The organism is Aquimarina sp. MAR_2010_214, from assembly GCF_002846555.1.
Classification (GTDB): domain Bacteria; phylum Bacteroidota; class Bacteroidia; order Flavobacteriales; family Flavobacteriaceae; genus Aquimarina.
This window is the reverse complement of record NZ_PJMS01000001.1, coordinates 5,273,579-5,299,104: the sequence shown is the minus strand read 5'-3', so window position 1 is coordinate 5,299,104 and position 25,526 is coordinate 5,273,579. Positions and strand designations below refer to the sequence as shown.

Annotated in this window: 27 protein-coding genes and 1 tRNA gene; 3 read left to right on the top strand and 25 right to left on the bottom strand. The window is 29.7% G+C overall.

The genetic code is table 11. The features are described 5' to 3' along the window. Nucleotides 1-52: 52 nt before the first annotated feature. The 14 genes from ATE84_RS22770 to ATE84_RS22700 all read right to left on the bottom strand — a co-directional run bounded on the left by ATE84_RS22770 (nucleotide 53) and on the right by ATE84_RS22700 (nucleotide 12,824). Nucleotides 53-787, bottom strand: a complete 735-nt coding sequence (locus ATE84_RS22770) for a YggS family pyridoxal phosphate-dependent enzyme (protein WP_101450123.1) — start codon at nucleotides 785-787, stop codon at nucleotides 53-55. 49 nt (nucleotides 788-836) lie between these two features. Then, entirely contained in the window at nucleotides 837-1,547 is a 711-nt protein-coding gene (locus tag ATE84_RS22765; protein WP_101450122.1) for an AAA family ATPase, read from the bottom strand. 102 nt (nucleotides 1,548-1,649) lie between these two features. Beyond that, on the bottom strand, nucleotides 1,650-2,633 hold the full coding sequence (locus ATE84_RS22760; protein ID WP_101445330.1) for an IS110 family transposase: 984 nt from the start codon (nucleotides 2,631-2,633) through the stop codon (nucleotides 1,650-1,652). A 562-nt stretch (nucleotides 2,634-3,195) separates the two neighbouring features. Next, entirely contained in the window at nucleotides 3,196-4,149 is a 954-nt protein-coding gene (locus tag ATE84_RS22755; RefSeq protein ID WP_143273691.1) for a hypothetical protein, read from the bottom strand. A gap of 243 nt (nucleotides 4,150-4,392) precedes the next feature. Continuing rightward, nucleotides 4,393-5,814, bottom strand: a complete 1,422-nt coding sequence (locus ATE84_RS22750) for a PLP-dependent aminotransferase family protein (RefSeq protein WP_101450120.1) — start codon at nucleotides 5,812-5,814, stop codon at nucleotides 4,393-4,395. 226 nt (nucleotides 5,815-6,040) lie between these two features. Beyond that, complete coding sequence (locus ATE84_RS22745; RefSeq protein WP_101450119.1) at nucleotides 6,041-6,277, bottom strand: hypothetical protein; 237 nt, start codon at nucleotides 6,275-6,277, stop codon at nucleotides 6,041-6,043. A 287-nt stretch (nucleotides 6,278-6,564) separates the two neighbouring features. Further along, complete coding sequence (locus ATE84_RS22740; protein WP_101450118.1) at nucleotides 6,565-7,446, bottom strand: DUF5050 domain-containing protein; 882 nt, start codon at nucleotides 7,444-7,446, stop codon at nucleotides 6,565-6,567. Then, entirely contained in the window at nucleotides 7,443-7,781 is a 339-nt protein-coding gene (locus ATE84_RS22735) for a DUF2834 domain-containing protein (protein ID WP_101450117.1), read from the bottom strand. Before ATE84_RS22735 ends, ATE84_RS22740 begins: the two co-directional genes overlap by 4 nt. Before the next feature lie 333 nt (nucleotides 7,782-8,114). Beyond that, nucleotides 8,115-8,561 (bottom strand): GNAT family N-acetyltransferase, encoded by a 447-nt coding sequence (locus ATE84_RS22725; RefSeq protein ID WP_101450116.1) that lies wholly within the window; start codon nucleotides 8,559-8,561, stop codon nucleotides 8,115-8,117. Between the two features lie 17 nt (nucleotides 8,562-8,578). Next, nucleotides 8,579-9,439 carry a DUF5050 domain-containing protein gene (locus ATE84_RS22720; protein ID WP_101450115.1) on the bottom strand — a complete coding sequence of 287 codons (861 nt, stop codon included), beginning with the start codon at nucleotides 9,437-9,439 and terminating at the stop codon, nucleotides 8,579-8,581. A gap of 22 nt (nucleotides 9,440-9,461) precedes the next feature. Further along, the gene (locus ATE84_RS22715; RefSeq protein WP_101450114.1) at nucleotides 9,462-10,355 is read right to left on the bottom strand and encodes a DUF5050 domain-containing protein; all 894 of its coding nucleotides are present in this window, start codon (nucleotides 10,353-10,355) and stop codon (nucleotides 9,462-9,464) included. A gap of 39 nt (nucleotides 10,356-10,394) precedes the next feature. Next, nucleotides 10,395-11,072 carry a hypothetical protein gene (locus ATE84_RS22710; RefSeq protein WP_143273689.1) on the bottom strand — a complete coding sequence of 226 codons (678 nt, stop codon included), beginning with the start codon at nucleotides 11,070-11,072 and terminating at the stop codon, nucleotides 10,395-10,397. A gap of 8 nt (nucleotides 11,073-11,080) precedes the next feature. Continuing rightward, nucleotides 11,081-12,127, bottom strand: a complete 1,047-nt coding sequence (locus tag ATE84_RS22705) for a DUF2911 domain-containing protein (RefSeq protein WP_101450112.1) — start codon at nucleotides 12,125-12,127, stop codon at nucleotides 11,081-11,083. Between the two features lie 223 nt (nucleotides 12,128-12,350). Next, a complete protein-coding gene (locus tag ATE84_RS22700) occupies nucleotides 12,351-12,824 on the bottom strand; it encodes a hypothetical protein (protein WP_101450111.1) in 474 nt (157 codons plus the stop codon). Between the two features lie 290 nt (nucleotides 12,825-13,114). On the opposite strand from ATE84_RS22700, the gene ATE84_RS22695 reads away from it, so the two are divergent. Further along, nucleotides 13,115-14,032: a sensor histidine kinase gene (locus ATE84_RS22695; RefSeq protein ID WP_158237321.1), complete on the top strand. Its 918-nt coding sequence runs from the start codon at nucleotides 13,115-13,117 to the stop codon at nucleotides 14,030-14,032. Between the two features lie 5 nt (nucleotides 14,033-14,037). Next, nucleotides 14,038-14,799, top strand: a complete 762-nt coding sequence (locus ATE84_RS22690) for a LytTR family DNA-binding domain-containing protein (RefSeq protein WP_101450109.1) — start codon at nucleotides 14,038-14,040, stop codon at nucleotides 14,797-14,799. A gap of 241 nt (nucleotides 14,800-15,040) precedes the next feature. Here ATE84_RS22690 and ATE84_RS22685 read toward each other — a convergent pair whose 3' ends face one another. The 10 genes from ATE84_RS22685 to ATE84_RS22645 form a co-directional block, all read right to left on the bottom strand. Further along, a complete protein-coding gene (locus tag ATE84_RS22685) occupies nucleotides 15,041-15,556 on the bottom strand; it encodes a hypothetical protein (protein WP_101450108.1) in 516 nt (171 codons plus the stop codon). A 229-nt stretch (nucleotides 15,557-15,785) separates the two neighbouring features. Further along, the gene (locus ATE84_RS26370) at nucleotides 15,786-15,962 is read right to left on the bottom strand and encodes a hypothetical protein (RefSeq protein WP_158237320.1); all 177 of its coding nucleotides are present in this window, start codon (nucleotides 15,960-15,962) and stop codon (nucleotides 15,786-15,788) included. Between the two features lie 66 nt (nucleotides 15,963-16,028). Then, on the bottom strand, nucleotides 16,029-16,922 hold the full coding sequence (locus tag ATE84_RS22680; protein WP_101447696.1) for an IS1595 family transposase: 894 nt from the start codon (nucleotides 16,920-16,922) through the stop codon (nucleotides 16,029-16,031). 49 nt (nucleotides 16,923-16,971) lie between these two features. Then, nucleotides 16,972-17,865 carry an HNH endonuclease gene (locus ATE84_RS22675; RefSeq protein WP_101450107.1) on the bottom strand — a complete coding sequence of 298 codons (894 nt, stop codon included), beginning with the start codon at nucleotides 17,863-17,865 and terminating at the stop codon, nucleotides 16,972-16,974. 183 nt (nucleotides 17,866-18,048) lie between these two features. After that, nucleotides 18,049-19,662 (bottom strand): DUF262 domain-containing protein, encoded by a 1,614-nt coding sequence (locus tag ATE84_RS22670; protein WP_101450106.1) that lies wholly within the window; start codon nucleotides 19,660-19,662, stop codon nucleotides 18,049-18,051. A gap of 1 nt (nucleotide 19,663) precedes the next feature. Next, nucleotides 19,664-20,653: a hypothetical protein gene (locus ATE84_RS22665; protein ID WP_101450105.1), complete on the bottom strand. Its 990-nt coding sequence runs from the start codon at nucleotides 20,651-20,653 to the stop codon at nucleotides 19,664-19,666. Nucleotides 20,654-20,655: 2 nt separating this feature from the next. Then, nucleotides 20,656-21,837, bottom strand: a complete 1,182-nt coding sequence (locus ATE84_RS22660) for an AAA family ATPase (RefSeq protein ID WP_143273688.1) — start codon at nucleotides 21,835-21,837, stop codon at nucleotides 20,656-20,658. Between the two features lie 476 nt (nucleotides 21,838-22,313). Then, on the bottom strand, nucleotides 22,314-23,288 hold the full coding sequence (locus tag ATE84_RS22650) for a hypothetical protein (RefSeq protein WP_101450102.1): 975 nt from the start codon (nucleotides 23,286-23,288) through the stop codon (nucleotides 22,314-22,316). Between the two features lie 431 nt (nucleotides 23,289-23,719). Next, nucleotides 23,720-23,866: a hypothetical protein gene (locus tag ATE84_RS26365; protein ID WP_158237319.1), complete on the bottom strand. Its 147-nt coding sequence runs from the start codon at nucleotides 23,864-23,866 to the stop codon at nucleotides 23,720-23,722. 19 nt (nucleotides 23,867-23,885) lie between these two features. Then, nucleotides 23,886-23,959: transfer RNA gene (locus tag ATE84_RS22645), tRNA-Arg, on the bottom strand. Between the two features lie 113 nt (nucleotides 23,960-24,072). Here ATE84_RS22645 and ATE84_RS22640 point away from each other — a divergent pair. Beyond that, the gene (locus ATE84_RS22640; RefSeq protein WP_101450101.1) at nucleotides 24,073-24,585 is read left to right on the top strand and encodes an adenine phosphoribosyltransferase; all 513 of its coding nucleotides are present in this window, start codon (nucleotides 24,073-24,075) and stop codon (nucleotides 24,583-24,585) included. A gap of 72 nt (nucleotides 24,586-24,657) precedes the next feature. Here ATE84_RS22640 and ATE84_RS22635 read toward each other — a convergent pair whose 3' ends face one another. Continuing rightward, nucleotides 24,658-25,470 (bottom strand): hypothetical protein, encoded by an 813-nt coding sequence (locus ATE84_RS22635; RefSeq protein ID WP_101450100.1) that lies wholly within the window; start codon nucleotides 25,468-25,470, stop codon nucleotides 24,658-24,660. Nucleotides 25,471-25,526: the final 56 nt, after the last annotated feature.

Genomic DNA, 25,526 nt, shown 5'->3' with positions numbered 1-25,526 from the left:
TTAGTATTCCGTCTTCTATAAAGACGCAAATTTGGTTGCGGATTATATGCCGTTAAATGTCACTTTTTGTTTCATTCCAGTAATAACTATCAGGATAAATTCGTTCACCAAAAATAGCAGTTCCTACTCGAACAATGGTAGCACCTTCCTCAATAGCAATTTCTAAATCACCGCTCATTCCCATTGATAATTCATTCATTTCCACATTCGGAATATGTAATGTTTTAATTTTTTGTTGAAGTTGTTTTAAACACTGAAAGCATTTTCGTATTTCGGTAGATTCAGAACTTAGCAAGCCAATGGTCATTAAGCCTTTGATATGAATATTTTTAAGTTTAGCAACTTCTTTTGTTAATTCAATTGTTTGGTCTGGGGAAACCCCAAATTTACTATCTTCAAAAGAAGTGTTTACTTGAATATAGATATCTATTTCTTTTTCTTCTAGAGCTAAGCGTTGCTGTAGTTTTTGAGCGACAGAAAGCCTATCAATAGACTCTATACAACTAGCCCACTTAATAACTTCCTTGATTTTATTGGATTGCAAATGCCCAATGAAATGAACTTCTGGGTGTATGTCTTTTAAGGCGTTAGATTTCTGTTTTAATTCTTGTACTTTATTTTCTCCAATAAGTGATTCTCCTTGTTGTAAAGCAAACTTTATTTTATTGGTATCTACCGTTTTTGTTGCCAATAATAGACGAACATTTTCTGAGGTTCTATTTGCTTTTTTACAGGCATGTTTTATTCTTTTATGGATGATTTCTAAATTATTAACGATATGTTCCATAAATTTTAGTTCATTATCATATTTTAAACGGTTTTGTTTTTTTAGTGAATCAATTATTTGCTTCCTCGGCTTCTATGATATTATTCTTAATAGCTCTTAACGCAATGTCTTTTGCTTCTGCATAAGATAAGTTATACTGGCGATCTAAACCTCTAAACTCTTTAGGGAACTGCATTAATAAAGTGTCATAATAAATATCTAATTCGCTATTAGTAGGCATTTCAAACTCAAGTTTGAGTTGAAATCGTCTTAATAATGCATTATCGATGATACTAGAATGGTTAGTAGCTGCAATCAATAATGTATTATTAGGTAATTGGTCAATTAATTGAATCACAGTATTGACAAGTCTTTTCATTTCTCCAGAATCTTTAGTGTCATAATCTCGAATTTTACCGATATAATCAAATTCATCTAAAAATAGAACTGCGTTTTCTCGTGACGCTTTTTTAAAAACTTCTGCAATGTTTTTTGCAGTTTGTCCTAATCGAGAATCTATAACACCTCCCAAATTGAGAATTAATATTTTTTTGTTGAGTGATTGCGCTATGGCTTTAGCGGTTGTTGTTTTTCCGCAACCTGTGTCTCCGTATAATAGTAATTTATGATCTACAGCTAACTTATATTTTTTTAATACTTCCGCATGACTAAATTCTTTTAGTAGCTGGTTTAGCTTTTCTTTGTTACTTGCACTTAAATGTATTTTATCTAATTCAATAGATGTTTCTGTTGTATTTAGTGTTAACTCATGTATAGCCATTCCTCTTTTTATTTTTTATAATGAGAGAATATATAAAATTATATTATCATTAACCCGTTGTGCATTTGAGATTTTTTAATTCGAAATTCGTCAATTCGATTTCTATGACAATACCAAACGGTTTTCATAAAAAGATTTGTTTTTTATTAATGCCATTGCGATATGTATTAGTTTGTTTCTAACAGCATTGAGTACACTCATTTTGTTCTTACCTTCTTCTACTTTTCTCAAGTAAAAGTGTTTAAGATCGTTATCCATTCTTACTGCTCTCATAGCTGCCATTTGGAGCACGGATTTAAGTTGCATATCCGCCATTTTTGATACTCTTGGTTTTGTCTTTAGACTTGTTCCACTTTGTTGTTCGAATGGAACAACGCCAGCAAAACAAGCTAGTTTTCTCGGATTAGTCAATCGCACAAAACCATCAGTTTTCACAGCTAAAGTCCAAGCTGTAACTGATCCTATTCCTGGTATAGTTCTGATACGTTCTATGTCCTTTTCCAAAACAGAATCATTAGCTATCTCCTCTTTAATCAATTTTTCTATAGCCGCTATATGTTTATTAATCTGCTCAATTTCTTTTAAATTGATTTTCATTGAGGAACTTATTATTTTAGTCCTTTTAACTGTTTTAAGCTCCTTATTTTGTTGTTTAATAGCCTGTCTAGTTTTTACCTTATGTCTACGTTGGCTCATCAGTATTTTTATATTTTGTACAGCCTCACTTGTGGGCTTCCAGCAATCAAAATCTTGATAGTTCCTTTCAATAAAAGTAGCAATGCGCTTAGCATCAACTTTATCATTCTTACCACGAACTAAACCGATGCTTCGTTTAATGTGCTTAGGATCGATCACATAAACATTAAATGAATAATCCTTCAAAACTTCATATAAATTATAATTATAAAGACCAGTATTTTCCATTGCAATAAAGATCTCAGCATCTAAAGTAGTTATCTGCTTAAAGAGTTTTTTAATCGCTTTGATTTTATTTTCAATCTTAAAGAATGCTTCTGATTTCTGATCAACTAAACAAATATCTAATGTTTTTTTACTAATGTCAATTCCTAAATAAATACTTTTCATAATTTTACCTCTCTGAATGAAAAGAGCATTTTCATCATAACTCGACTCCTTGATAATGGGCTTAAAATCCCGAATTTCTATTAGAGATTGTTGATGAAAGAAAGAACTTAAGTCTAAATCGAACTATGAAGTTTACCCTTCTGAGTGTTATTAGTGTACTTAAGTTCTGCTCTTTTTTATTTCAATAAATATAATTATGCAAGTCTAAAGGAGTGCTTCGACCGAAGGAAGATGTGTATCGAGAATAGAATTTTGAATTAAAAAAGCTATTCTCGATACAATTTTTCTTCATTCTATTTCGAAAAACCACTCGAATTGACGCTTTTTTTACAATGTTTTTCACAAATGCACAACGGGTTATCATTATAAAACATATATCCATCCTTTTTTATTAGGGATGAAAGTTTCTAATTTTTTTGTAATTAGAAATTTTGTAGCCATCTGTAATTTTAAAAATGACTATACATAAGAGAATTTTAAATCATTTATTAAGGCTTTGACACACATCTTATACAATACATGAAAATCAGAAGCTTTTTCTGTTCCTAGGTGCCTAGTTATACTATAAATCTAAAACCAGTAAACTGTATCTATTGGTTTGTCTCATATACAGTTTATTTTCTCTAACTATTAACTCCTCATAGCCATTAGCATAACCATCATCACAACAGTTTTCATCAGAAAGAATTATTTCTGGAGCAAGAGAACTGTTTTTCAAGTTTAAACGATAAAGATTTTTGTTCCATCCTTGACTGAAGTATAGGTGCTCTTTATGTATAGCTAACCCATCAATATGATCAATACCTGAAAAACCACTAACTTCAGACATTGTATATAAAAGCGTTGGTTTTGGTGAAGGTTCTGTAAGATTTATTTTTAGTATTTCCCTTTCATTTGTAAAATATAGGTAATCGCCTTCAACGACCAAATTCTTGGGGATAACATATTCTATTGTTGTAATTAGAGTAGATGGGCTATCTTTTTTTATTTTTCTTCGATAAAAACTAGCTTTATGGTCCATTGTAGATCTTCCTGATACGTAAAACAGTTCATCTTTGTTTTTTGTTATCGAAGATTCTATTACGCCCTGGATGTTGTTTGTAACATGCTTATCATTTGGTTTACTAATGTTTATAGATCTAAGTTCGTACATCCAGAAAGGAATATAAAACAATGTATTGTTGATTGCAGTTACTGCTATCGGTGGATCTTCAACTTTAGTTATTAATTCTGGAATACTTGGAGAAACAGTAAGGTCTAATTTATAAATATTCTCGACTGTTGCAAAATACAAGAACTTTCCTTGGATATCCATATCTCCTATTATTTCATTAGAAGATCCCATTTGGATATTAATAATTTGTGTTTCTGTTGTTTCTGGAGTCTCAGGTGTTTCTGGAGTCTCGGGGACTATTGTTTCAGGTTGTATTGGAAGTTTTTCGTCTGAGCTACAACTTGTACATAACATTGTAATGCAAATGAGAGTTCCAAGAACTGATTTTATAACTTTTTTCATTTTTTGAAAAGTTTTTTTTACTTCTATTTTGGATAATAGTTTGTAAGGGTTATTAATAGTAATGATTTCATTCGGTGACAAATATAGATTGGTTTCATTCTATCGAAGTGATCCAGTTTTTTTAATAAGGAGTAGACCAGTGAAGAAATTGAAGGGTTTTAATCTTTTAGATAATTTACCCAATCATAAGATTGCCAGAGTAATCAGAATCCAACTTTGAAAAGACTAAAACATTAATCAGTTTTATAAGAGTTTACCTATTTCGATCAAACCTTTTTTAAGTTTTTCAGAAGATAAAGAGGCATACCCTATACGTAGACCACTAATATTCTTATTACTTTTATTACCGAAGTTATTAGTGGTTATAATATCAACATTTCTTTTCAAAAGGCTTTCATGAAATTTTTTATTATTCACTTTTTTATTGGGTTTTATCCAAAATGCGAGCCCACCTTTGGGCACTTCAAAAGTAACTTTATCTGCTAAGTGTGTTTCTAATAACTGTTTAAAATAGGCTCGTTTTTTCCTATAATGTGAAGTGGCTCTTTTTAAATGCCTTCTAATATCACCAGAACGTATCAAATCTAATACAGCAAGTTCCATGATAATATCTCCTTGAACATCTATTATTTTTCGTAAATCACTAATTTTATTTATAAAATCAGTATTACTTACCAAATACCCCATACGTAATGCAGGAGTCACCACTTTACTCATAGAGCCAATATAGATATAGTTTTGTATTTCTTTATGGCTCGAAATAGGTAATACTGGACGTTGTTCGAAATGAAATTCGTGGTCATAATCATCTTCTATTATAGTAAAACCAAATGTGTTAGAAAGATCGATTAGTTTCAGTCTACGTACTAAACTCATGGTTACTGTAGTTGGGTATTGGTGATGTGGTGTTACGAAAACCGCCTTTACATTCAGGTTGTTATTTAAGATAGTTTCTATTTCATCTATTCGGATACCCTCGTTATCAGTTTGTACAGGAATTACGGTAGCACCTGCTTTTTCAAAAACTTTCCAAGCAGGAATATATCCCGGATTTTCTACAATTACGGCATCACCTTTACTAAAGAGCACCTGTGCAGCAAGGTACATTGCCATTTGGCTTCCACGAGTAATAGCAACATGATCTGTAGCTATATTCAACCCTCGTTTAAAGCTCAACATTTGTGCAATGGCTTCCCGAAATTCCAATGTCCCTAATTCATTGTAATACCCCATTAATTTCCATTTGGATTTTTGATTAAAAACCCTTCTATAGGCTCGGGATAATTCTTCCATTGGTGCCATTTTACTATCAGGGATACCATCGTCAAAAATAATTTCAAGAGGTGTCTGCTCTTTTTTATAGTATTTGGAGGGGTTTAAAACCTTAGTTTTACTACCTATTTCAGGAATGTCACTTGCTACAAAAACTCCTTTACGTTGCTTAGATATCAACCAACCTTCAACGGTCAAAATACCCAATGCCTTAACAACAGTATTGCGATTTACATTTAGTAATTCAGCAAGTTTTCTACTTCCTGGCAGTGCAGTGCCGTATTGTAATTTCCCCGATTTTATGGCTTCGATTATTGCATTGACTATTTGTATATAAATAGGGGTTTCAACCTTAAAGTCTATTTTGATTTGAAGTTTCCAAGGACGTAACATCTGGACTATTTAATTATGTTAAAAATGCATCAATTGTATAGTCCAAATTTAATCTTCTTTTTTGATTATTCATTGAGTATCAAAAGAAGTTATTGAAAATTAGTTCCTTTTTGTGAGTAAGAATAAAAGCTTAAATATTATGTGCGCTAAACATAAAAAAGGAAACTCTTAACTAGGAGCAGGTTAAGAGAATTGTAAAGATGGATTGATATAATCAAAGGGTGTTTTATAAATTTTGTTCTATAAAGGGTGTTATTTGATTATTATAAATTGTAGCTAATTCTTTTTTTTTGCCTCTAAATGTCTTTTCATTTTCATAAACATTTGGAGCTTCATAATTTACCTTATCCCACCATACGGTAATAACAAAACTCCTTATATCTTCATCAGTAGTGACTTTAAGTTGATTGAGTTTGTTTTTCAATTTATTATATATTTCCGTTTTTATACTTTCAAGTTTCATTTTATTATTTTTTTACTAAATGTATAAAACGTTTGAGAAGGCTAATTAATTGTGATATAGTTAAAATCAATACTTTATTTAAATGATTTAGTTCTTAATTATTGTTTATGAAAAATATAATCTCAATGATTTTAACCCTTTTTTTATAGCGTCATTAACTTTTTCTTTTAATATCTTCAGATCAATTGATTTTGATATATGTTTAACCATTTTGAAAACTTCTAAATAAATTCATTTAGTATTTATGGACAAAAATTTTATGTCACCACCCTAAGAGGGTATGAGTACTATTTCTTTAATAATTTTACATTGTTTGAAATAAAAGATGCTGCATAATTATAATTTGAAAATGTAAGTTGCTTCACATTTTCTCCATTTGCATCCATTATATATATATGATGATTATCTCTCTTATTTCCACGTTCAAACACTATTTTTTTATCGTCTGACGACCACTTTGGTCTCATGTCTATTAAGGGGTGATTAGTAATTTTCTTATGTTTATTACCATTTATAGTCATTATATATACTTCCATATTCCCGTCAGCATTTCCATAATAGAGTATTCTTTTAACGTCATTAGATAGTTGTGGCATTAATTTATCTCCTTTATTCTTTGTCAACTTTTCTTTTTGAGAACCATCAGAATGCATTCGCATAATTTGATAAACGCCATTAATTTCTGATGAATAGTATATCATATTATCTTTTCCCCAAAACGGCATTACATCCGATTTACCATTATTAGTGAGGTTTTTTAAGTTTTCTCCGTTCTTATCCATTAAAAAAATTTCATTATTACCAGTTCTCGAAGAGACAAAAAGAATATGATTTCCATCTGCAGACCAAGACGGACTATGTTCTGCCGTACTAGAGTTTGTTAGTTGTCTATACTCGTTCTTTTTGACATCTAAAAACCAAATCTTCCACCAACCAACTCGCTCAGAAGTAAAGACAATGAAATTACCATCTGGGGACATCATTGGACTACTATCCTTCCTTGGATGATTTGTGATTTGTTTTGACTTCCCATGTTCATTAATAACGAAGATGTTATCTGAATTGTTAATTTGCTTAGTATACAAAACTTCATACGATTGTGCTGTGGTATTTGTGATATATAATAGCACCAAGAAGAAGAATACCTTCGTTTTATTTGTGATTTTCATAACTTCAAATGATTTTTTATTGTTTTTTCTCTTAGATATAAGAATAAAGGGAAACCTCCTGCTAAACCAAAAAGTAGTGTAAGTAACCAAACAACATACACAGGTTTGATTTTATGTTTTTTAGATTGCTTATAAGACCATATAAAAAACACTAAAACTGTAAAAAGAAGATCAATGGCAAAAATGGAAGATATTCTATTTGCAAACATTCCATTAAAAGTTGCAAGAGGGTTTGTATAGAGTAAAATATTTCCCGTAGCTATCGATTCGATTACTACAAAAAATGTTGGCACAATAAAGCCAATGATTGCTGCTATTAAATAAACTCTTTTCATCTATTAAAATTTATATTTTTTGCCTTTGCTTTTCAATAGGCTTTTGACTTCTTTCTAATTAGGAATGTTATTCACATCAATTACAACTGTTTAAATTTCTTTGGTAATCAATTTTGATTTATGAATAGCTTCTAAATGGTCACTGTTATAAGCAAATGCTTTCATATCTTCATGGTTCTTCCAAAGTGTCATGGTATAGTGTTTTGTCCAGAATCCTTTTTCTTAAACCCTATGTAATTAGAAGTTTTTAGCTTATTAGTAATGTGTAAGGCAAAAATAGACAGCTTAAAAAATGCAAAGGAGATTTTAGTTCTATTGATGCAATGCTAACTTTTATTTAATGTTTTTTTTGACATATCTCATTCTTAGCACGTTTTGATTAGCTGCTTCAAAAAAGTATTCATTGATTTTTTTAAACCCATATTTATCATAAAAAGCACGACCAATCTCATTGTTTTTAAATACTTCAACTTCAAGAATATCATACCCTTTTTCCTGTACATAATTTACTAAAGCTGAGCCTATCCCTTTTGAACAATTTTTTGGATTGACAAATAAACCTGCTATTTCATTTTCTATCATTGAAATAAAACCTACGATATTTTCATTTTCTTTATAAACATAGGTATTGGCTTCAGGGTTTGGTAGGTATATTTGCCTCATATCTTGGGTTACTTTTTGAACAAACTCATCTTCTAAAAATGGATGTGCTAAAACTGAAGCTTCTCCCCAAATTTTCATAAGTATTTCTAAATCTACTTCCTTGTACTTTCTAATCATAATTGCCTTAAATCTTTTTAATTAAATGACCAAACGGGTCTTCTTCCTGTTGTTAGTTCCTTATAACCGGTTCCCTCTAATTTCATTATTGTTATTTTATTATTCTTTGAGACGAATGTGATGCTCTTATTGTTTGGAGAAAATGACACGTTTGAATACTGTGCAATTGTTTTTAATTTTCTAATATTTGAGCCATTAGCATCTGCTAACATTAAATCTGATGAATTAGATTTTGCCACACAATAAGCAATTAATTTTCCATCTTTTGAATAAGCTACATTTCTTATTTCTTCTTTAGAATGTATTAAAACTTTCTTTTTGTTTCCTGCTAAATCAGTTGCAATAATATCCCAACCACTTTTAGTGTTTTTAGTAGTATAAATAATTTGTTGGCTATCTGGCGACCATTTGGGAAAAGCATCATCTTTAATACTTTTACTTATATTAATAACATTACTCCCGTCTGCATTCATTCTATAAATCTCAACATTATTAGACCATTTTGACTCAAATACATAATATTTTCCATCGGGAGAAACGGTTGTCCCCCAAGTACTTGATTTACCTGACTTAGGTTCTTTAGAAATCCTTTTAATATTAGTTCCATTTGCATTCATTATATAAGTTGACATATAACCATGATTAACAGGGTCATAGATAAACGCAATTTTGCCTTTTTTGGTTGTAGAGGCAGACAAACTGATAGGTGTATGTCCTGGCATTTTAAAATCTGTTAATTGTTTTAATCCTGTACCATCAATATTCATACAATGAATTTCTCTGTTTTTTGTGAAAATTATTCTTTCTTTTGATTGCGTGTATGATTGGATTGTAAATATTAAGGCAAGTTCTAATACAATCTTTTTTATAGGAATCATGTTTTTCATTTTTGATTAATTATTACCATGTTGGCATTGCATCGAAATCTGAATTTTTGGTTAATTGAGTTTCTGTTTTATCTTTTAAATTAATTTTGAATATCTCTTGATTACCATTAATTACACCTGCAAATAATATTTCTTCTCCTGATTTTGACCAAGATGGTGCCGAATAAGAAATCACATTTTTAGCGATTGTTTCTATGGTATTATCAACTGTAGATATTATAATTAAATCATACCCTTCCTTTTCTTTTATTTTCCTATTAACTGCAATTTGCTTTCCATATTTTGAAAAAGCTGATTGCGTATAAGAGTGATTGGATGGCGATATTTGAGTTATCTTTTTTGTTTGTAAATCCATTGAATACAATTTTTTTTCTCTGATATATGAAAATACAACTGATTTGCCATTGGGGTGATAATCGCAAACGGCTCCCCAAGTAGGTTGTTTTACTTTTTTGAAGTTTTCAGAAATATTTTTTTCATCACTTCCATCACTTGCTACGCTTAAAATTTCCCATATACCATTTCGTCTTCCACTAAAAATGATGCGCTTTCCATCTGGACTCCAATTAGCAAACAAGCCTTCTTTTAAAGTAATTCTAGTTTTGTCGCTTCCATCTATATTCATAGTCCAAATCGAATATCTATCATGTCTATCGGTATCACTATGATATACTATTTTTGCTCCATCTGGTGATAATTTAGGGCTATTATGATGTGGATAATGATTAGAGCCATTATCAGAGGTCAACCGTTTTCTTGAATTTCCATCTGTACTTATTCGTACAATATCCCGACCTTCGGAACCTTCTTCTGTAGTGAAATAGATATATTTATTGCTTTGATTTTTAGTATCGTTACCTGAAAAAATATACGAGACTAATGCTAGTAAAATACATACTGTTTTCATTTTTCATTTTTGTGTTTTCAGATTATGCTCATTAATGGATTAGTCTCTCAATCGCTTTGCTCTATCCAGAAATCCCTTTCCTATTAAGGGTTTTAATACATGTTCGCCATTTTTTATGACTTCAATGGAACTTTCTACCTCAATACTTTGTAATATTTGATGACTTTTTTTAGCAGAATTCATCCAATAACGATCGCGATCTCCAACAATAAATTGTACTTTAATACCTTTTAGTTGTTTCATTTTTTCTGTATTGCTATTGCTAGGGTTTCCAGCCATACCTGTTATTCCTGCAAAATATTCCGGCATTTCCATAACTAAATCAAAAATACTGGCGCTATTAGCGCTAAAACATACAGTATGGAATTTATTTCCCTCTATATTATACTTCGATTTTAAGTGTTCGAATAATGCCTTTACTTCTTCTATTCTATTTGTAGCATTATATACTTTATACCCAACAAGTATCCAACCCCGACTATCTGTAGTTCCTCTCCAATAAAAACTTTGGTCATTTGCTGAATCAGTTTCTGAAGGCCCTACTATAAGAGGATATGTTTTACTGGAATCAAAATCTAATGGTAATAGAATCGTATAATTTAAATTTTTTCCGTTGTAATTAAACGTTTTCAATTTCTGTTGACCCGATAGGTGCATACAACTAAGAGAAAATGTAACGAGTACAATTAGTAACATTGAATTGTGTAACTTTTTCATGATTATTATTATTTGATTCCAGCAATCACACCATCAAGATATGCTTGTTGGTTTTGAGGAGCTTTGGATTTTGCAATTTTATAATATTTTAATGCTTTCTTTTTGTCTCCTGCTTTTAAATATGCTTCTCCTAAACTATCTGTAAACCCCCAGATAAATGGATCATCCTGATTATTCTTAACATTGTATGTAAAAATTTCTATTGCTTTTTTTGTTCTATTCAACGCAAGTAGTTGATAACCATATTGGTTTATTTGATTCGGTGTACCAGTTGGAATGGCTTCATCCATTATTTTTTGAGCCTCTGCAACTTGTCCTTTGTTAACCAATAATTGTGCTTTAACAGCAAGATTGCTAAAACTTTTACTGCTTGCAATAGACTTCTCTATCCATACCATTGCTTCTTCCAAATTGTAATTGTTTTGCGCACAATACCTAGCAGCTTGCATATGGCCTCTCCAGCCAAATCCGGCAATGCCTTTTAATTCTGCCCGAGCATTATCGACCACAATTTTTTTAGTATCGAATTCAATTTTAAATGGAATTTTTGTTTTTTCCCATTGTAAAACTGCTGTAAGATTAGAAGCTCCTCTATTGGTAAAATCATAACTTAACCATTCTTGAAAATCGATTGCTTCTGTTTTTACTGTTACTATTAAAGCTAAATCCTTTTCATCTGGCGCGTTAGTTCCCCATGATTTATTAAACTTAGAAAATAATAGTATAGCACTTTCCTCTTTAGGCATGATATAAAACCCGTAAGTTCCTGCAGGAATCTTTTTCCCTTCTACAGTAGCATTGTGTGTAAATGTAATAGTTGTATTTTCATTTGCTCCAGCTCTCCATATTTGATCATAAGGTACTATACCTCCAAAAACTTGTCGCCCTTGTACACTTGGACTATGATATGTAATGGTAACGTCTGAAAGCCCTAATCTTTGAGTGATCACAGATTTTTGACTTACGTTAGGTAGTGTAATGTTCTGCGCAAAAGTTATCGCAGACAATAATAACATAAATAACTGTAGTGTTATTCTTGATTTTAGCGTGTTCATCTCTTAATTGATTTAAAATTATGAGACAAATTTAGACACGATTAACCTTTCTAAAAATGAAAAAGTGTTAGGTCGTTCGGTTTGTGATAAGTGGTTTACAACTCGTTTAAAATTGTTATAAAAAGATGAAAAATAATAAGAGTCTAACCACTTATCACAAAATAAACGAAACAGCACATTCTATTTCACAGAAAAACGGAGTCTTTATAATTTTGTGATGAGTTTAGTTTTTGCCAAAACCTGCAGAAATAATTTCTTTTTTTATGTTATATTCTTTACCGTTGTAACAGAATTTAGAGCTACCAACAGAAATTTTTTCTTTAGGCGGCAATATATAAGCTCTTAGCATTTCGTTTTCTGGATTGCCCGGAAAATTAAAACTTGATTTTAATGCCAGCACTATACTATCATTAGATGTACTCGATAAATATATAGCATTTCCACAAGAACCAGATTCTTCTGAAAAAGATAAATATGAAACCGCATCTTGACCATATAAATCACCGTGTGCATCAAAACCTCCATTGTTATCAACAAAAAGTGCTCGATAAATTTCAATATAAGATAATTCGCTTATATCTTTTATATTGGTATCTATTATATTTGAATCTGTTTTATCAGAATTTGCCTTATTATTTTTACAGTTAAAACATAAAATTGCTAAAAAAAGGAACAGATAAAGATTATGTGATTTCATAAAAAATAATTTAATTATGCTAACTTATAAAAAATCTAAAAGTTAGAATTAAAAAATTTAAAAATAAATTATTTAGAATTGAATTAGTAACTGTAATGCAAAAAAAACTTCAGTCATATTACAATAGCTTGCCTATACCTGTTAATAGGCTAATAATTGCCTGTCTGTTGATTAGTTTGTTTTTTATTTTAAAAGCGTACACAAACCATTTAATAAATGAATATAACTACAACTTTAGTTGGTTATTAACTACATTAAAAATATGCATCTCGTATTTACTTTGGGTTATTTTGGCACCAATAATTTATGCGTTAACAAAATTTATTCAGTTCGTAGGGGCATTAAAATTTCGGAAAGTTTTTCAATTTCTATTCGGTTGTGTTCTTCTTGCAATTTTTCATCAATTGATTGTATCTCGATTAGATGATTTTATCAATTATATAAATAGTGGTTATCTAAAATCTTTTTTAGGACATAATAGTATGGTTGCTCTTGTAATTGGTAGTTTTTCAAGTTTTATTGAACTTTTAGTTATTGTTTCTGTTTTTCTTGCTTTTGATTATCAAAAGAAATTTATAGAAAATCAAAAAACATTAATTGCATCACAATTAAATGCATTACGAATGCAATTACAACCTCATTTTTTGTTTAATACATTGCATTCTATAGCATCAATGATAGATATTGATACCAAGAATGCTCAAAAAATGTTGAGCAAATTAGGTGCTTTATTAAGGAACATTTTAGAACACGATGCTGAACAAATGATTACTGTAAAAGACGAACTTAATTTTATAAAAGATTATTTAGACTTAGAACAAGTTCGTTATCACGACCGTGTTACAATTACTTATAATGTAGCCGAAGAAACTAAGAATTTGAAAATTCCTTGTATGATATTTCAGCCCTTGGTTGAAAATGCTGTTAAATATGGCATATTGCCAACTGTTGAAAATGGTGAAATTAAAATAGATATCAAATTAGAACATAATGATGTATTGAATGATGATGTTTTGGTACTTCAAATTTCGAATACTTATAATAATCAACAAAGTGACTACTATAAAAAACCTGTAGGTACAGGAACAGGTTTACAAAATATAAAAAAACGACTTCAGCAATTTTACAACAACAATTTTTTATTTAATTCTGATTTTGAAACTCCTGAATTGTATAATGCGAAAATGGCTTTACCAATTATTAAATAGCAATAATGACCTTAAGATGCCTTATTATAGATGATGAATTTTTAGCAAGACAACGCTTGCGAAAACTGTTAGAGCCGTTTCTGTCTATTCTAATTGTTGGAGATTGTAAAAATGGCAAGGATGCTTTAGAAAAAATACAAATAAAAGAGCCTGACTTAATTTTTTTAGACATCCAAATGCCTGATATGGATGGTTTTACTGTTTATGAAAAACTTCAGAGAAAACCCTATGTTATTTTTACAACAGCTTATGATACGTATGCTTTAAATGCTTTTGAAATTAATGCTGTAGATTATTTATTAAAACCGTTTGATGAAGAACGCCTAGCTATAGCTGTAAAGCGAATTTTGGATATTAAGAGAACAAAGAAAGCATCATTGTTGGAAGAAAAAATAAAACAACTTATAGAGCAAAATACAGAGAAAGAATCTACTCAGTTTTTGAATCAAATCTCATTATCAACAAACGGTAGAGAACAAGTTATTAGAATTGATGATATTATTTATTTTAAAAGTGATGGGAATTACATTCAAATAGTAACTAGTGAAAAATCTTATTTGTACAGAAAAACCATGAGTTCTTTATACGATAAATTAGATTTAAATCAATTTTTAAGGATTCACAGAACATTAATTTTGAACAAAATTTATATTAAAAGTTGTACTTATATAAACAACAACGTTTATAAATTTAAATTAAAAAATGATATTGAGTTCTTATCTTCAAGATCTTTTAGCTCTCAAGTTTCTGAATATTTATCTAATTAGTAATTATAAATATAAAACCTATAACTAAAAAGTTGAAGGTTCTGAGTAGCAGTGGGAACTGGACTCGAACCAGTAAACTTTGGATTATGAACCTGACTAGCTATTTTTCAAAAAAACTAATTTAGAAATAGAAAAACGTAAACTTTTCGTAAATAAAATAAACTTGACCTATAGAATTTGTCTTGGATAAAATTTAAGATTTACCTGATAGACTTAATCCCTTATGCTGTACTTTAATAATTCACATTAGAGTATATGGTTTGCACTTAAGTTTTATCTCTTCAAGAGCATTCAGTACTTCTTTCAGGTCAAGAGTTTCGTCTCGAAATGACAATATTCTGTCGACTTGATTATAAGCTCTGTGATAAAATTTTGATATTCCCCATGGAGTTGGTTTAAATGGATTGAAAGCAAGATCAACATAAGCTCCACTTGATTGACTATCAAACCAAGTCTGAATACGCTCATCATAATGTTCAAAGTGGTTACGGAATTTTCGGTCTGAAAGAATACTATCATCTTCAATATTCAACATTTTCCGTAATTTTTTACTACGAGCTTTACTCTTGTTATTAGATCGAGACCAAAGAATTTTAGAAACATTTCCAGCTGCTACTAGAATCGATTGAATTGAACACCAAACTTCAATATGATCAAAACCTGCAGGGTCGATTGGCAAACGATTAGCTGCTCGTTCAGCAATTTGTGATTGTAATACTATCTCACTAATGTAAACCATTTCAGCTAAAGGATTCATAATTGTTTTAGAAAAGTTTAATGATGATTATTTTATATTGCATATAACGTGAGTCTGTGTATTAACTTAAATCTGATCCCTGAGAATCACATATTTATAATTTTTCATAGACACCTACCCGAATACTCTAGTAATCAAAACAGGTTAATGCACAGTCTGACGTTTCGACTATGGTTAGTACGAGAATTAAAAGTAATGAACTTTCAATTAAGCACTTAGCCAAATTTTTTTATTTTGTTTTATAATTAATATGCGGTTTTATTATCTTAAAAAACTCATTTTCTAATTCTTTTAGAATATCATCATTTACTTTCTTTCCTATGTTTTTATTAAATATTCTATTTACAGATTTAGAAATTTCATTTTTTAAATCATTTCTTTTAGATATTTGCAGTATTCTATTCAATTTTTCTTGAACTTTCGAGGTAAAGCTAGTATTTCTATTTATAAATAAATCTATAGAGGTCAGTAGTTAGTTACTTATTAATTCTTTGTGATATATTTTATCTCCTTGTACCATTTTTGTTATTAAGTTATTGAAGATCGTAGCTTTACTTTGAGATCTGTTTATCCTAAAACAAAACTCATTAAAATATCTATTGAGATTCTCATCACTTACCCAAGAATAGGTTGTCCTAATCCAAGATTTAACTTGGTGTATCATCGTATGAAGTGCTTTAAAATTCAATCCCCTATTACTGGGTAGTTGAGTTATATTGTATGCCTTTGAAATAGGTCTATATCCTCTCCATTGGTCAGTTGTGACATTAGCCTCTCGGCTAATATGATTAACAAATATGTATTGTAGTGATTGCGCTGAAAAATCATTTATTTTCATAGCGTACATCCTCTTAACTTTACCGTCTTCTGTAAGCTGAACCGCTGTTACAGCCTTCTTTTTCTTACCGTCATAGCTTCTGCCTGTTTTGCCTTGATCTCTACCACCCAAAACAAATTCGTCAACGTGAACATCACCATCCATTGGATTATTCCCACCTGAACCCATAGCCTCCCTAACTTTCAACATAAAAAGTCTGGCTGTCTTTTCTGTTACGCCATAGCGCACACCCATATAGCTTGCAGATAAACTTTTAGTGGTCGTGGACATCTCAAAGCAAATAAAAAATGCTTTTCTTACTCCAAACTTTACCTTATGGAAAAGTGTATTAGCAGTAGCCGATTCGATGTGACCACATATGTTACATTGCCTCGAAAAATCCTTACGAACTTGGCAAGCTGTATGATTACATCTCAAACACTTATAATCCATTTCTGACTTCATTGAAGCTAGGTATTCCTTGCAATCTTCATCGGTTTTGAACCGATCAGAGAACTCTAGAAGATTTTGACCCTTAAAAACATTCATAAAACTATATATTTATTGATCTCCAAGTTAAGTATTTATATACTGACCTCTATAAATCTAATAATTCTTGTCTTTTTAGATTCAAGTTAATTGATTCATCTATTATTTTATGATTATGTATATTGAAAATGTAGTCTAAATTTAAATCCTTTCCCGTATAATTTTTATTTAATTTAATGATAAAACAATGACTGTTAAATAGTTCTATATATGCATATAATATTCTTTCAGTTTTACTTCCTTTAAGCTTTATTATATGTGTTATTTCTCCCTCTTTGTAGTTATATACGTCTTTGTCTGGATAGTGAAACCAAACGTTATTCATTTCTTTATTTCCATCAAGAAATTCAAAAAGATGTTTAATTTCATTACGCTCACCTCCATTTAAAATATAAAAATTTATAGCTGTTTTTGTAATTGATTTAAATGTCTCTGTTCCTCCAAATGACATCTTTATTTCTAATTCTTTATCAAATGGTTCTTCAGTGTAATTAAATTCCTCCAAAGCCTTTTCAATATCTAAATCAGGATGTTTTCTTTTTAAACCATTTAACACTTGCTTTAACATCTTTTGATTAGGAACTTTTATCTGAAATTTTCTTTTAGAAATATCAGGATTATCAAAACCTATTTTCTGTATCGATGGTTTTTTATGATTAATAGCTCCATTATGATCTAAAGTATATTCGGTGTTATTTAAGGTGTCTAAACCATTTATTTTTGGTGGATTACCTCTATCTCTTTTTATACGAAGTAAGTTAGCTAATGGAGTAATTGTTTTAGCAAGTTCTTTGTCAAAACTATCTCCAAAACTTGAATTACATTTTTTACAAAGAAGTGAATCAGATTTTAATTTCCCGCCACAGGCATTTAATATTACATGTTCAGTTGAAAAATTTTCTTTTGTCAATTCTACTTCACATTTATAACATCTTTCTTTCATTTTTTTCTAATAGTGTATAATGTTCCGTGTATGGTACTGTAGCATCCCGTAGGGTACACATTGTTGTACATTTTTGTCAAGCTTATTTTTCTAATATTCTTTTAGTTCAAAATTAGCCGTTAGCGTGAAAGCTCTTTTAAATTTTTGAGGTACGAAAAAATATAAATGTGCTTGTTTTGAATGTTAGAATGGTAAACTAATCATTAGATATTCTAAACCTAATCTTTCAACAAAAGCTTTTTCCTTTTCCTGAATAGCATCTAATCTTAAATCAAGTATTCTTTCTTTATTTAGGTTTTCATTATACTCTCGAAACTCTGGAAAAATAAAGAATTTTTCTAAATCACTATCTATATTATAATTGTCTAGAATGTATGATAAATCTTTTTGCTTATTATGCTCAAATGGTAAACTTGAATTTGAGTTTTTTGAATAAATTAGCAAAGGAACAATTGCAGAATGACTTCTATCTCCTTTAAATAACGATACTAATTTAAAGTTATCAATATCAAAGGAATTAACATTATTGAAATCATTAGAATAATTTAATAAAAATAATTCAAATGTTTTTGAACGAACACTTTTTGCAGATACTGAATTAGGTAAATCTGCAGTGAAAAAAAACTGATGGTTTTTTTCATAATACACTGGATTTATAGATTCGTCATTTGTGAAATTTTGAAATTGTTCAAATGCCAGTCTTATTTTGCTTAATGAAAAAATTGTAAAATAATTTGAGTAGGATGTTGTCCAAAACCAATCTTTTAATTTCTTTATTTGATTTGGATTTGGAACGTCAACTCTATTGAAAAAATAAGTCAAAAATATTAATTGATAATTATAAGGTAATAATCTTTTGTTTACGACTAATAATTCTTCAAATAAAAATTTAACTGCTTTTTCTATACTTGATATTGATTTAAGAGAAGTACTCCTAAAAGAGTTCAGACTTACAAGACTTTCAATTGGCTGGTCAAAATATATTTTCCCGAAAGAACTTTGGATGCATTGCACTAAGATTTCTCGTTTAATATTATGAAAATTATATTCTTGTAAATCAATTAATAATTCTTCAAATAACTCTCCTAAGTTAAATCCACTATCTTCATTCGATGTTAAAGCAGATAACATCCAATCAGAAGAGATATCTATTCCTTTTGAATTAACTCTAGAAAATATATCAACAGCATCTTTGATACTTCCTCCATAAATTTCAATTGACGGTATTTGATAATCGATTAAAGTTGATGAAAGTTTTTTAGCTCTTTCTATGTAAATGCTAACTTTATCTTGTTCTATATTTTCGCTCCTTAAAGTATCGATATAATTTAAAAACTCAAATGTATCTACAAGTTGATAAACCGGAATATCAATAATAGATGATCTTTTTTTCATTTTGAACTCTTCGTCTTCTAAATCATAAAACATAGTGAATTCTTTTTCTAGCTTATTTTGGTCTACTTTTAATTCAGTTTTATTCGGATTGGTTAAGCAGCCAAAGAGTGTAGATAATCTTTGAAAACCGTCTAAAATATAGAAATAATTCGAATCACTGTAATGCTTGATTTTATATGGACCAATATCAGATTTATTTGCAAAATTATTTTTTGGTTGCCATAATAAAATTGAGCCTATTGGGTATTCTTTGCTAATACTATCAAATAATTCTGTCTTTTCTTTATCTCCCCAAACGAAATCTCTTTGAAAAGTTGGAATTTTAAATTTACCATCTTCAATTAAAGAAAGAAATTTTAGAATTCTATGTACGTCTGGTTTTACTTGTATCTGCTTACTCATTTTAAAGTCCGGTTGTTAATTTACTTAGTAAATTCTCAAATTCATCTGAATCTTTTTGATGTTTAATTCTATCTTTAAGTGATTCTCTGTCCGAATTTAAAAATAGTTTTGGAAACTCCGATTTATAATCAGGAATTTTTAGGCTATTTTTTCTTAAGAAATTAAAATCATTATCAGATATTTCCTGGTAAAAATCAGCCAGTTCTTCGGTTAATGATTCGCGATTTTTATCTGGAAAGCCATTCTCTAAATCAATAAAATCTTTAACATCAACTGGCAATCTTTCATAGACTTTAATGAATTCTTCATTTCCTTCAACTTTTTTTAGTAAGTCGTATGGTAAATAATTTTCAATCTCACGTTTATATAATTGATGATATTTTATATCATTTTTCTCTAAATAATCAAATAGATTTTGTCTTGCTTGTGTATTAGGCTCATTTGGATATTTTTTATCACTATCAAGAAGAACGAAGCATCTTAAATATTTATGATTGGCTTTAGGCAATAGTTCATATCTTTTTTTATTTGCTTCTATTGTGTTTGCAATGTTACTACAGCCACCACCATTAGAATAGATGAACCAATCATTTTTTATAGATATATTAATTTTTTTAGCTCTTGATTTAAAATTTTTAATTATTGCATCAACGAAATATCCGTCATTGAGATTGTTTTCTAATATTAAAAGGTATGGCTGATTGAAAAACCTTTTAGCTTCTTCAAAATTCAAATCTTTTTCTGTCTCATTTTTTAGTGAAACTCTATAATCCACTTCTCTTTTTGGCTCTCTAATATATCTACTAAAATATTCTTTTAAAAGGTTTTGATCAATTAATGAAAGTTGATTAAATAACTTTGAATCTAAAACTTCTGTCAATTCAACTAAGAAATCGTGCCTGTAATTATCAGAAAATATTGCTAATAAAAAAGACACATCTTTTATATAAATGTCTTGATGAAATAATTCGGAATCAAATTTAATAAACATATTTATTTTTGATCTAGTTGAGCAGTTCGAATTGCTATTGTTTCGTCAAGAGCTTCACTAAAGACATTTGTTGGCCAATATGAGACATCTCCATTAGCTAGAATATCTATTTTTTTTAATGAACTTGTATTGTTTTCAACATTGTATTCAACTGAATACAATGCTACATCGTTATTGTCCAAGTCGCCTTGAGCAATTAATCTTCTTAATCTTAAAACAAAATTATTTGAATGAGTTTCAATTAGGAATTTATTTTTCTTAGCCGATTCGGCAAATAGTTCTGCTAAATTGCCATGCGCAGCTGGATGTAAATGCAATTCCGGTTGCTCTAATATTGTAAGAACCTCATTGTCATTTTCCATGAATGCACTAACGACCAACGGTAAGACCTGACTCATACCTTCGCCAACATCTCTGAGGTTTATACTAAATTCAGGATTGCTTCTTGTTAATTCTATTTTGTAGTCTGGCTTAGAAATAGAATTAATTTGTAATCCCCAACCATCAAAATTCTTTTTGTACCAATCGTTAACTTGATTGATAAGTTTGCTTTCATTGTATAAATAATCGCGTAGTAGCAGCTGATATGTCAATTCTCCTCTAATTCCATTCTTTGAACTTTTAGTATTTCCTCGACTGCTATAAGTTCTATTTGGAACATCTCTAAATGGGCCAATATAATTTGTGTTTAAAGTAAATTTCCTACCTTTTAAATCACTTTTTGTAGAATTTTCAATTGAATTTATACCAAAACCATTAAAATTAATGTTCATTTTTGCTTTACTAATGTTGTCGTAATAGGTGTTTTCTATGCCCATGTAAATTAGATCGACTTCATTATTAAAATTCCACTTTCTTATTTTGGGTAAATCAGATTCTTTTAAACCAGACGCAATTTCTATACTTAATTTATTTGCGTCTTGTTCCAAGATTAAGTTTAGTGTTCCAACTTCTCTACCATAAATTAAATCTCTGAATTCAGCGCCTAATTCAACTCCATTGTTTACAGTTAAAATTGGATCTTCGAAATTACCTGAAAGAGAACCCTCGATAAGCGTAGGTAGTTTAACAATAGCACTTTTACCTGAACTATTTTTTCCTATTATTACCGTTAAAGGTTTTATTTCTATGATTTGTTCATCCTTAAATGATTTATAATTTTTGAATGATATTTTATTAATCATTTTTTTTACAGAATTTTTGTTGTAAGTCAAAGTTAGATAATTATATCGGTTTGAGGAAAGCTCTTTTGATTTTGTGAGACACGATCAAAATTAAATGTGCTTGAATGTGTAGTTTGCACTTTTTTTGAGCTTGTGTAGAACAATTGAATATACCCAATTAGGCATACTTCTCTTATGTCACATACAAATCTAGTGGGTATTCAATAGATTTCAAATTATTTGTTGGGTTTAACATATGAAATTCTATAAACTATGTTTTTGACTGCGAATACCTATAAAGGTGATTATATTAAGCTGTTAGTAATCAGTGATTTGATTTTTTTGAAAAATCGAAATATTCTAACACGATTAATCAATACTAAAACAACCATGCCAAAAGCAAGAAACAACCAAAACCCAAAAGAATTATCTCGATCAACGGTAGTGGTTTTGTTATCTTCTTTTTTATCAATTACATCTATATTAAATGAATCAGATTAATTGGTTTTAAGCGATTTTTGAGCTTCAAGAACCTTACTCTCAATAGCATCTATTGACATAAGCTCAGTAGTCTTAGAATAAATATCATGAAATCTATCTTTGCTAGCCCTAACATCGTGGTCATTCTGAGGGTCTTTAAGTTTTATTGATACATATGGGTTTTCTTTTTTTGTTATTAGATTAGATGGTAACATTGATATGTATCTATCTTCAGTTTTGTCATATATTATTGCAAAAGGAACTGGAGGTCTGGCATCATCATCATAGTTTTTTGATAAGTAAAAATATGTTTGCATATTCCGAGCATCTTCTCTTCGGTTTCCAATTTTTCTTTTTAATTCTTTGATGATTTTTAATAAAGAAGAAAGCTCATCTGGATATGATTGAGGGGTTTCAATTATTTTTTCATCAATTATTATGATCCTCTTAATTATTACTCCTTTTTTTGCTGCGTCGAGATTAGAAGTTACAAAATCAGTAGCACCATATCTGTCTTCAGACCAAAAATCTAAATTAGAAAGAGTTATGTACTCATCACCTTTATTTAGTAAGCTGATTATACTACCAAAAACGTTCCTCAGATACTCATATGTTTTAAGTGCATTCAGGTTCCATTCTCCACCTTTTATTTTATTAACCTTACTCAATTCAATCTTTAGTCTCCAATTAATCAATAGTAATGGGAAATAAGCATTTTTCTTGTCAAAAGATCTTACTAAACTTTCAAGTTCATGTAATGTATTTCTAATTTCATAAGTGAATTTGTTTTTAATACTTTTTTGCCTGATTATTTCAATAATCACATACACAGCAACTGCAGTAATTACACTTACTAATAGAAAGATGTAGTGATTGCTTTTAAAATAATTTCCAGTTTCATAATACAACCAGATAATTTCAAGGATAGCATTTAAAATCCCCCAAAAAGCAAGGATGTTGATCCATTTTATATTTTTTATTAAAAATTTCATTTCACTCTGGATATTTAAACATTGATGTTATTTTAAGTGTAAAGGAGAAATAATGCTCTTTAATCATGTTGTTAAACATTTACTCTTCAATTATAATTTCAAACTCTTTCATGTTTTGTGTTTTCGCCATTAGTGTATAATGATTATATAAAGTATCAATATGTTTTTCTAATACATATTCTTATTATGATTTACGTGGAGTATTTTAAGTCTTTAAAAAAATAGGAAGGGGTTAATTACCATCTAAAATTGTAAATGATAACTATGTTAAAAATAAAAAACCTCACATCAGTATTCTGTTGAATATGGATTGTGAGGTAATTTTGTCTGAAAGTACAAAAAAAAATAAGTTTCAGGATTTATTTAATTTTTCATTAACATTTTATAGTAATTTGATTTGAAGTGATTTCCGTAGCCTTAAAACTTATTTCTTAGGGTTTTGTGCTTGTTGTGACCTCAGCAGGATTGGTTATAACCTTTCCTGACAAAGCTCCGCTTTGAGAATCACAAAAAGAATCACCTGGATTTGTTCCAAAAAAGAAGCGAGCTTCATTTCTGAAACTCGCTTTGTAATTCACATTTCTTGTGATTTATTCGTGACCTCGGCAAGATTCAAACTTGCAACCTCTTGAGCCGTAATCAAGTGCACTATTCAGTTATGCTACGAGGCCTTTTTGCGGGTGCAAATATAGTTGTTTTTTATATTGCTAGCAAAATTTATATTGATTTTTTCTAAGCATTATATATTTTACCTTCTTTTTTTTATTTTCATTATTTTCGACGAATGAATATACAAGATTATGTTAGGGATATTGCTGACTTTCCTAAACCTGGAATTTTATTTAAAGATATTACTCCTTTATTAGCAAATCACCAAGCTCTGGTAAGTTGTGCAGATCAATTAGCTGGTTTATGTCCAAGTGATATTAAGATAGATAAGGTGATTGGTATAGAGGCCAGAGGTTTTATTATAGGAAGTATGATTGCAGAACGTTTACAAGCTGGATTTATACCTATTCGGAAAAAAGGAAAGCTACCCTATGATGTGAAATCAAAGAATTATGATTTAGAATACGGAGAAGATACATTAGAAATACATATCGATGCTATCAAAGCGGGAGAAAATGTTCTGATTCATGATGATGTACTCGCTACCGGGGGAACAGCAAAAGCGGTATGCGATTTGGTTAAAGAACTAGGTGGAGTAGTAGTACAATGTAATTTTATTATGGAGCTGGAATTCCTTAACGGAAAAGATAAACTAGATGTTCCTAAATCTGCTCTTTTAAAATATTGAAAAAAGTTTAAATCACTTCAATAAAAAAAGCCTTCAAAAAGATGAAGGCCTATACTATTTTTTGCAGGATTTTTATTTTTTTGTAGTGGCTATTATAGCACCATCTTTTGCCTTATCACCATAAATACTAATAGCGGTTTCTGGTTTAAGAAAATCTACTTCTGCTAACTTGTCTGACTTTGCAAGAGTATCCAGAGTGTTAAAATCAGCTTCCTTTCCGTCAACAATAATTAGTTTTTCGATATCGGGATTGTCTACAAAATTAAATTTTTTGGATTTGAAATTTTGAAAATGCGGCATTTGCTGACCGTTAAAAAAGAAGTTTCCGTCTTCATCTTCTTCAAAGGTGAAAGACTTCATGATCTGATCCTTTAGCTTATGTACGTCAAAATTACTGTTGAAAAACACAGAATCATTCTCTTTATCAAAATCGAAAACAAAATTATGTTTCTTCATAATGCTGTCCATATCGATTTGTCCATGACTAAACCCAGACTGATTTTTCCAGGCAGCAATGTCAAACTTACCAGAGTTTGAGATATACAAGTTGCCATCTTTGTATCCTAATTCTATTTTAGAAATAGGAGCCTGAGAAGAAGAAGAGTACTGGCTTTTAGAATTTCCTTTTTTAAGAATAATACTAAGACTGGTAATCTCTTTTTTATCGTTAAATTCTATTTTCTTGATCAGTAATTCAATACCATTTTCTAAAAAGAATGCTTTTAAATCTTCTAATTCTTTTTCTGAGGTGTCCTTGTTTATTACCGCTGTTATTTCGTTAGGCTGAATGTTATCAATTATCAAATCCTTGTCAGAGGTTGTTGTAAATGAGGTTAAGGAAAGCATACCTAGCATGCTGACTCCCATAATGATCCATTTTTTCATACTACATATTTTTGGTTATTTATAGATGTTATTGCTTCTTCTTTAATTACGAAAAA

What these genes read in the sequence shown, in the direction of transcription:
- ATE84_RS22770 (WP_101450123.1), bottom strand. Translation starts at nt 787, where the DNA reads ATGGAACATATCGTTAATAATTTAGAAATCATCCATAAAAGAATAAAA.
- ATE84_RS22635 (WP_101450100.1), bottom strand. Translation starts at nt 25,470, where the DNA reads ATGAAAAAATGGATCATTATGGGAGTCAGCATGCTAGGTATGCTTTCC.
- ATE84_RS22725 (WP_101450116.1), bottom strand. Translation starts at nt 8,561, where the DNA reads ATGATTAGAAAGTACAAGGAAGTAGATTTAGAAATACTTATGAAAATT.
- ATE84_RS22735 (WP_101450117.1), bottom strand. Translation starts at nt 7,781, where the DNA reads ATGAAAAGAGTTTATTTAATAGCAGCAATCATTGGCTTTATTGTGCCA.
- ATE84_RS22670 (WP_101450106.1), bottom strand. Translation starts at nt 19,662, where the DNA reads ATGAGTAAGCAGATACAAGTAAAACCAGACGTACATAGAATTCTAAAA.
- ATE84_RS22640 (WP_101450101.1), top strand. Translation starts at nt 24,073, where the DNA reads ATGAATATACAAGATTATGTTAGGGATATTGCTGACTTTCCTAAACCT.
- ATE84_RS22700 (WP_101450111.1), bottom strand. Translation starts at nt 12,824, where the DNA reads ATGAAATCACATAATCTTTATCTGTTCCTTTTTTTAGCAATTTTATGT.
- ATE84_RS22705 (WP_101450112.1), bottom strand. Translation starts at nt 12,127, where the DNA reads ATGAACACGCTAAAATCAAGAATAACACTACAGTTATTTATGTTATTA.
- ATE84_RS22765 (WP_101450122.1), bottom strand. Translation starts at nt 1,547, where the DNA reads ATGGCTATACATGAGTTAACACTAAATACAACAGAAACATCTATTGAA.
- ATE84_RS22685 (WP_101450108.1), bottom strand. Translation starts at nt 15,556, where the DNA reads ATGAATCCTTTAGCTGAAATGGTTTACATTAGTGAGATAGTATTACAA.
- ATE84_RS22650 (WP_101450102.1), bottom strand. Translation starts at nt 23,288, where the DNA reads ATGAAATTTTTAATAAAAAATATAAAATGGATCAACATCCTTGCTTTT.
- ATE84_RS22715 (WP_101450114.1), bottom strand. Translation starts at nt 10,355, where the DNA reads ATGAAAACAGTATGTATTTTACTAGCATTAGTCTCGTATATTTTTTCA.
- ATE84_RS22720 (WP_101450115.1), bottom strand. Translation starts at nt 9,439, where the DNA reads ATGATTCCTATAAAAAAGATTGTATTAGAACTTGCCTTAATATTTACA.
- ATE84_RS22760 (WP_101445330.1), bottom strand. Translation starts at nt 2,633, where the DNA reads ATGAAAAGTATTTATTTAGGAATTGACATTAGTAAAAAAACATTAGAT.
- ATE84_RS22680 (WP_101447696.1), bottom strand. Translation starts at nt 16,922, where the DNA reads ATGAATGTTTTTAAGGGTCAAAATCTTCTAGAGTTCTCTGATCGGTTC.
- ATE84_RS22665 (WP_101450105.1), bottom strand. Translation starts at nt 20,653, where the DNA reads ATGTTTATTAAATTTGATTCCGAATTATTTCATCAAGACATTTATATA.
- ATE84_RS22710 (WP_143273689.1), bottom strand. Translation starts at nt 11,072, where the DNA reads ATGAAAAAGTTACACAATTCAATGTTACTAATTGTACTCGTTACATTT.
- ATE84_RS22755 (WP_143273691.1), bottom strand. Translation starts at nt 4,149, where the DNA reads ATGAAAAAAGTTATAAAATCAGTTCTTGGAACTCTCATTTGCATTACA.
- ATE84_RS22660 (WP_143273688.1), bottom strand. Translation starts at nt 21,837, where the DNA reads ATGATTAATAAAATATCATTCAAAAATTATAAATCATTTAAGGATGAA.
- ATE84_RS22690 (WP_101450109.1), top strand. Translation starts at nt 14,038, where the DNA reads ATGACCTTAAGATGCCTTATTATAGATGATGAATTTTTAGCAAGACAA.
- ATE84_RS22675 (WP_101450107.1), bottom strand. Translation starts at nt 17,865, where the DNA reads ATGAAAGAAAGATGTTATAAATGTGAAGTAGAATTGACAAAAGAAAAT.
- ATE84_RS22740 (WP_101450118.1), bottom strand. Translation starts at nt 7,446, where the DNA reads ATGAAAATCACAAATAAAACGAAGGTATTCTTCTTCTTGGTGCTATTA.
- ATE84_RS22750 (WP_101450120.1), bottom strand. Translation starts at nt 5,814, where the DNA reads ATGTTACGTCCTTGGAAACTTCAAATCAAAATAGACTTTAAGGTTGAA.
- ATE84_RS22745 (WP_101450119.1), bottom strand. Translation starts at nt 6,277, where the DNA reads ATGAAACTTGAAAGTATAAAAACGGAAATATATAATAAATTGAAAAAC.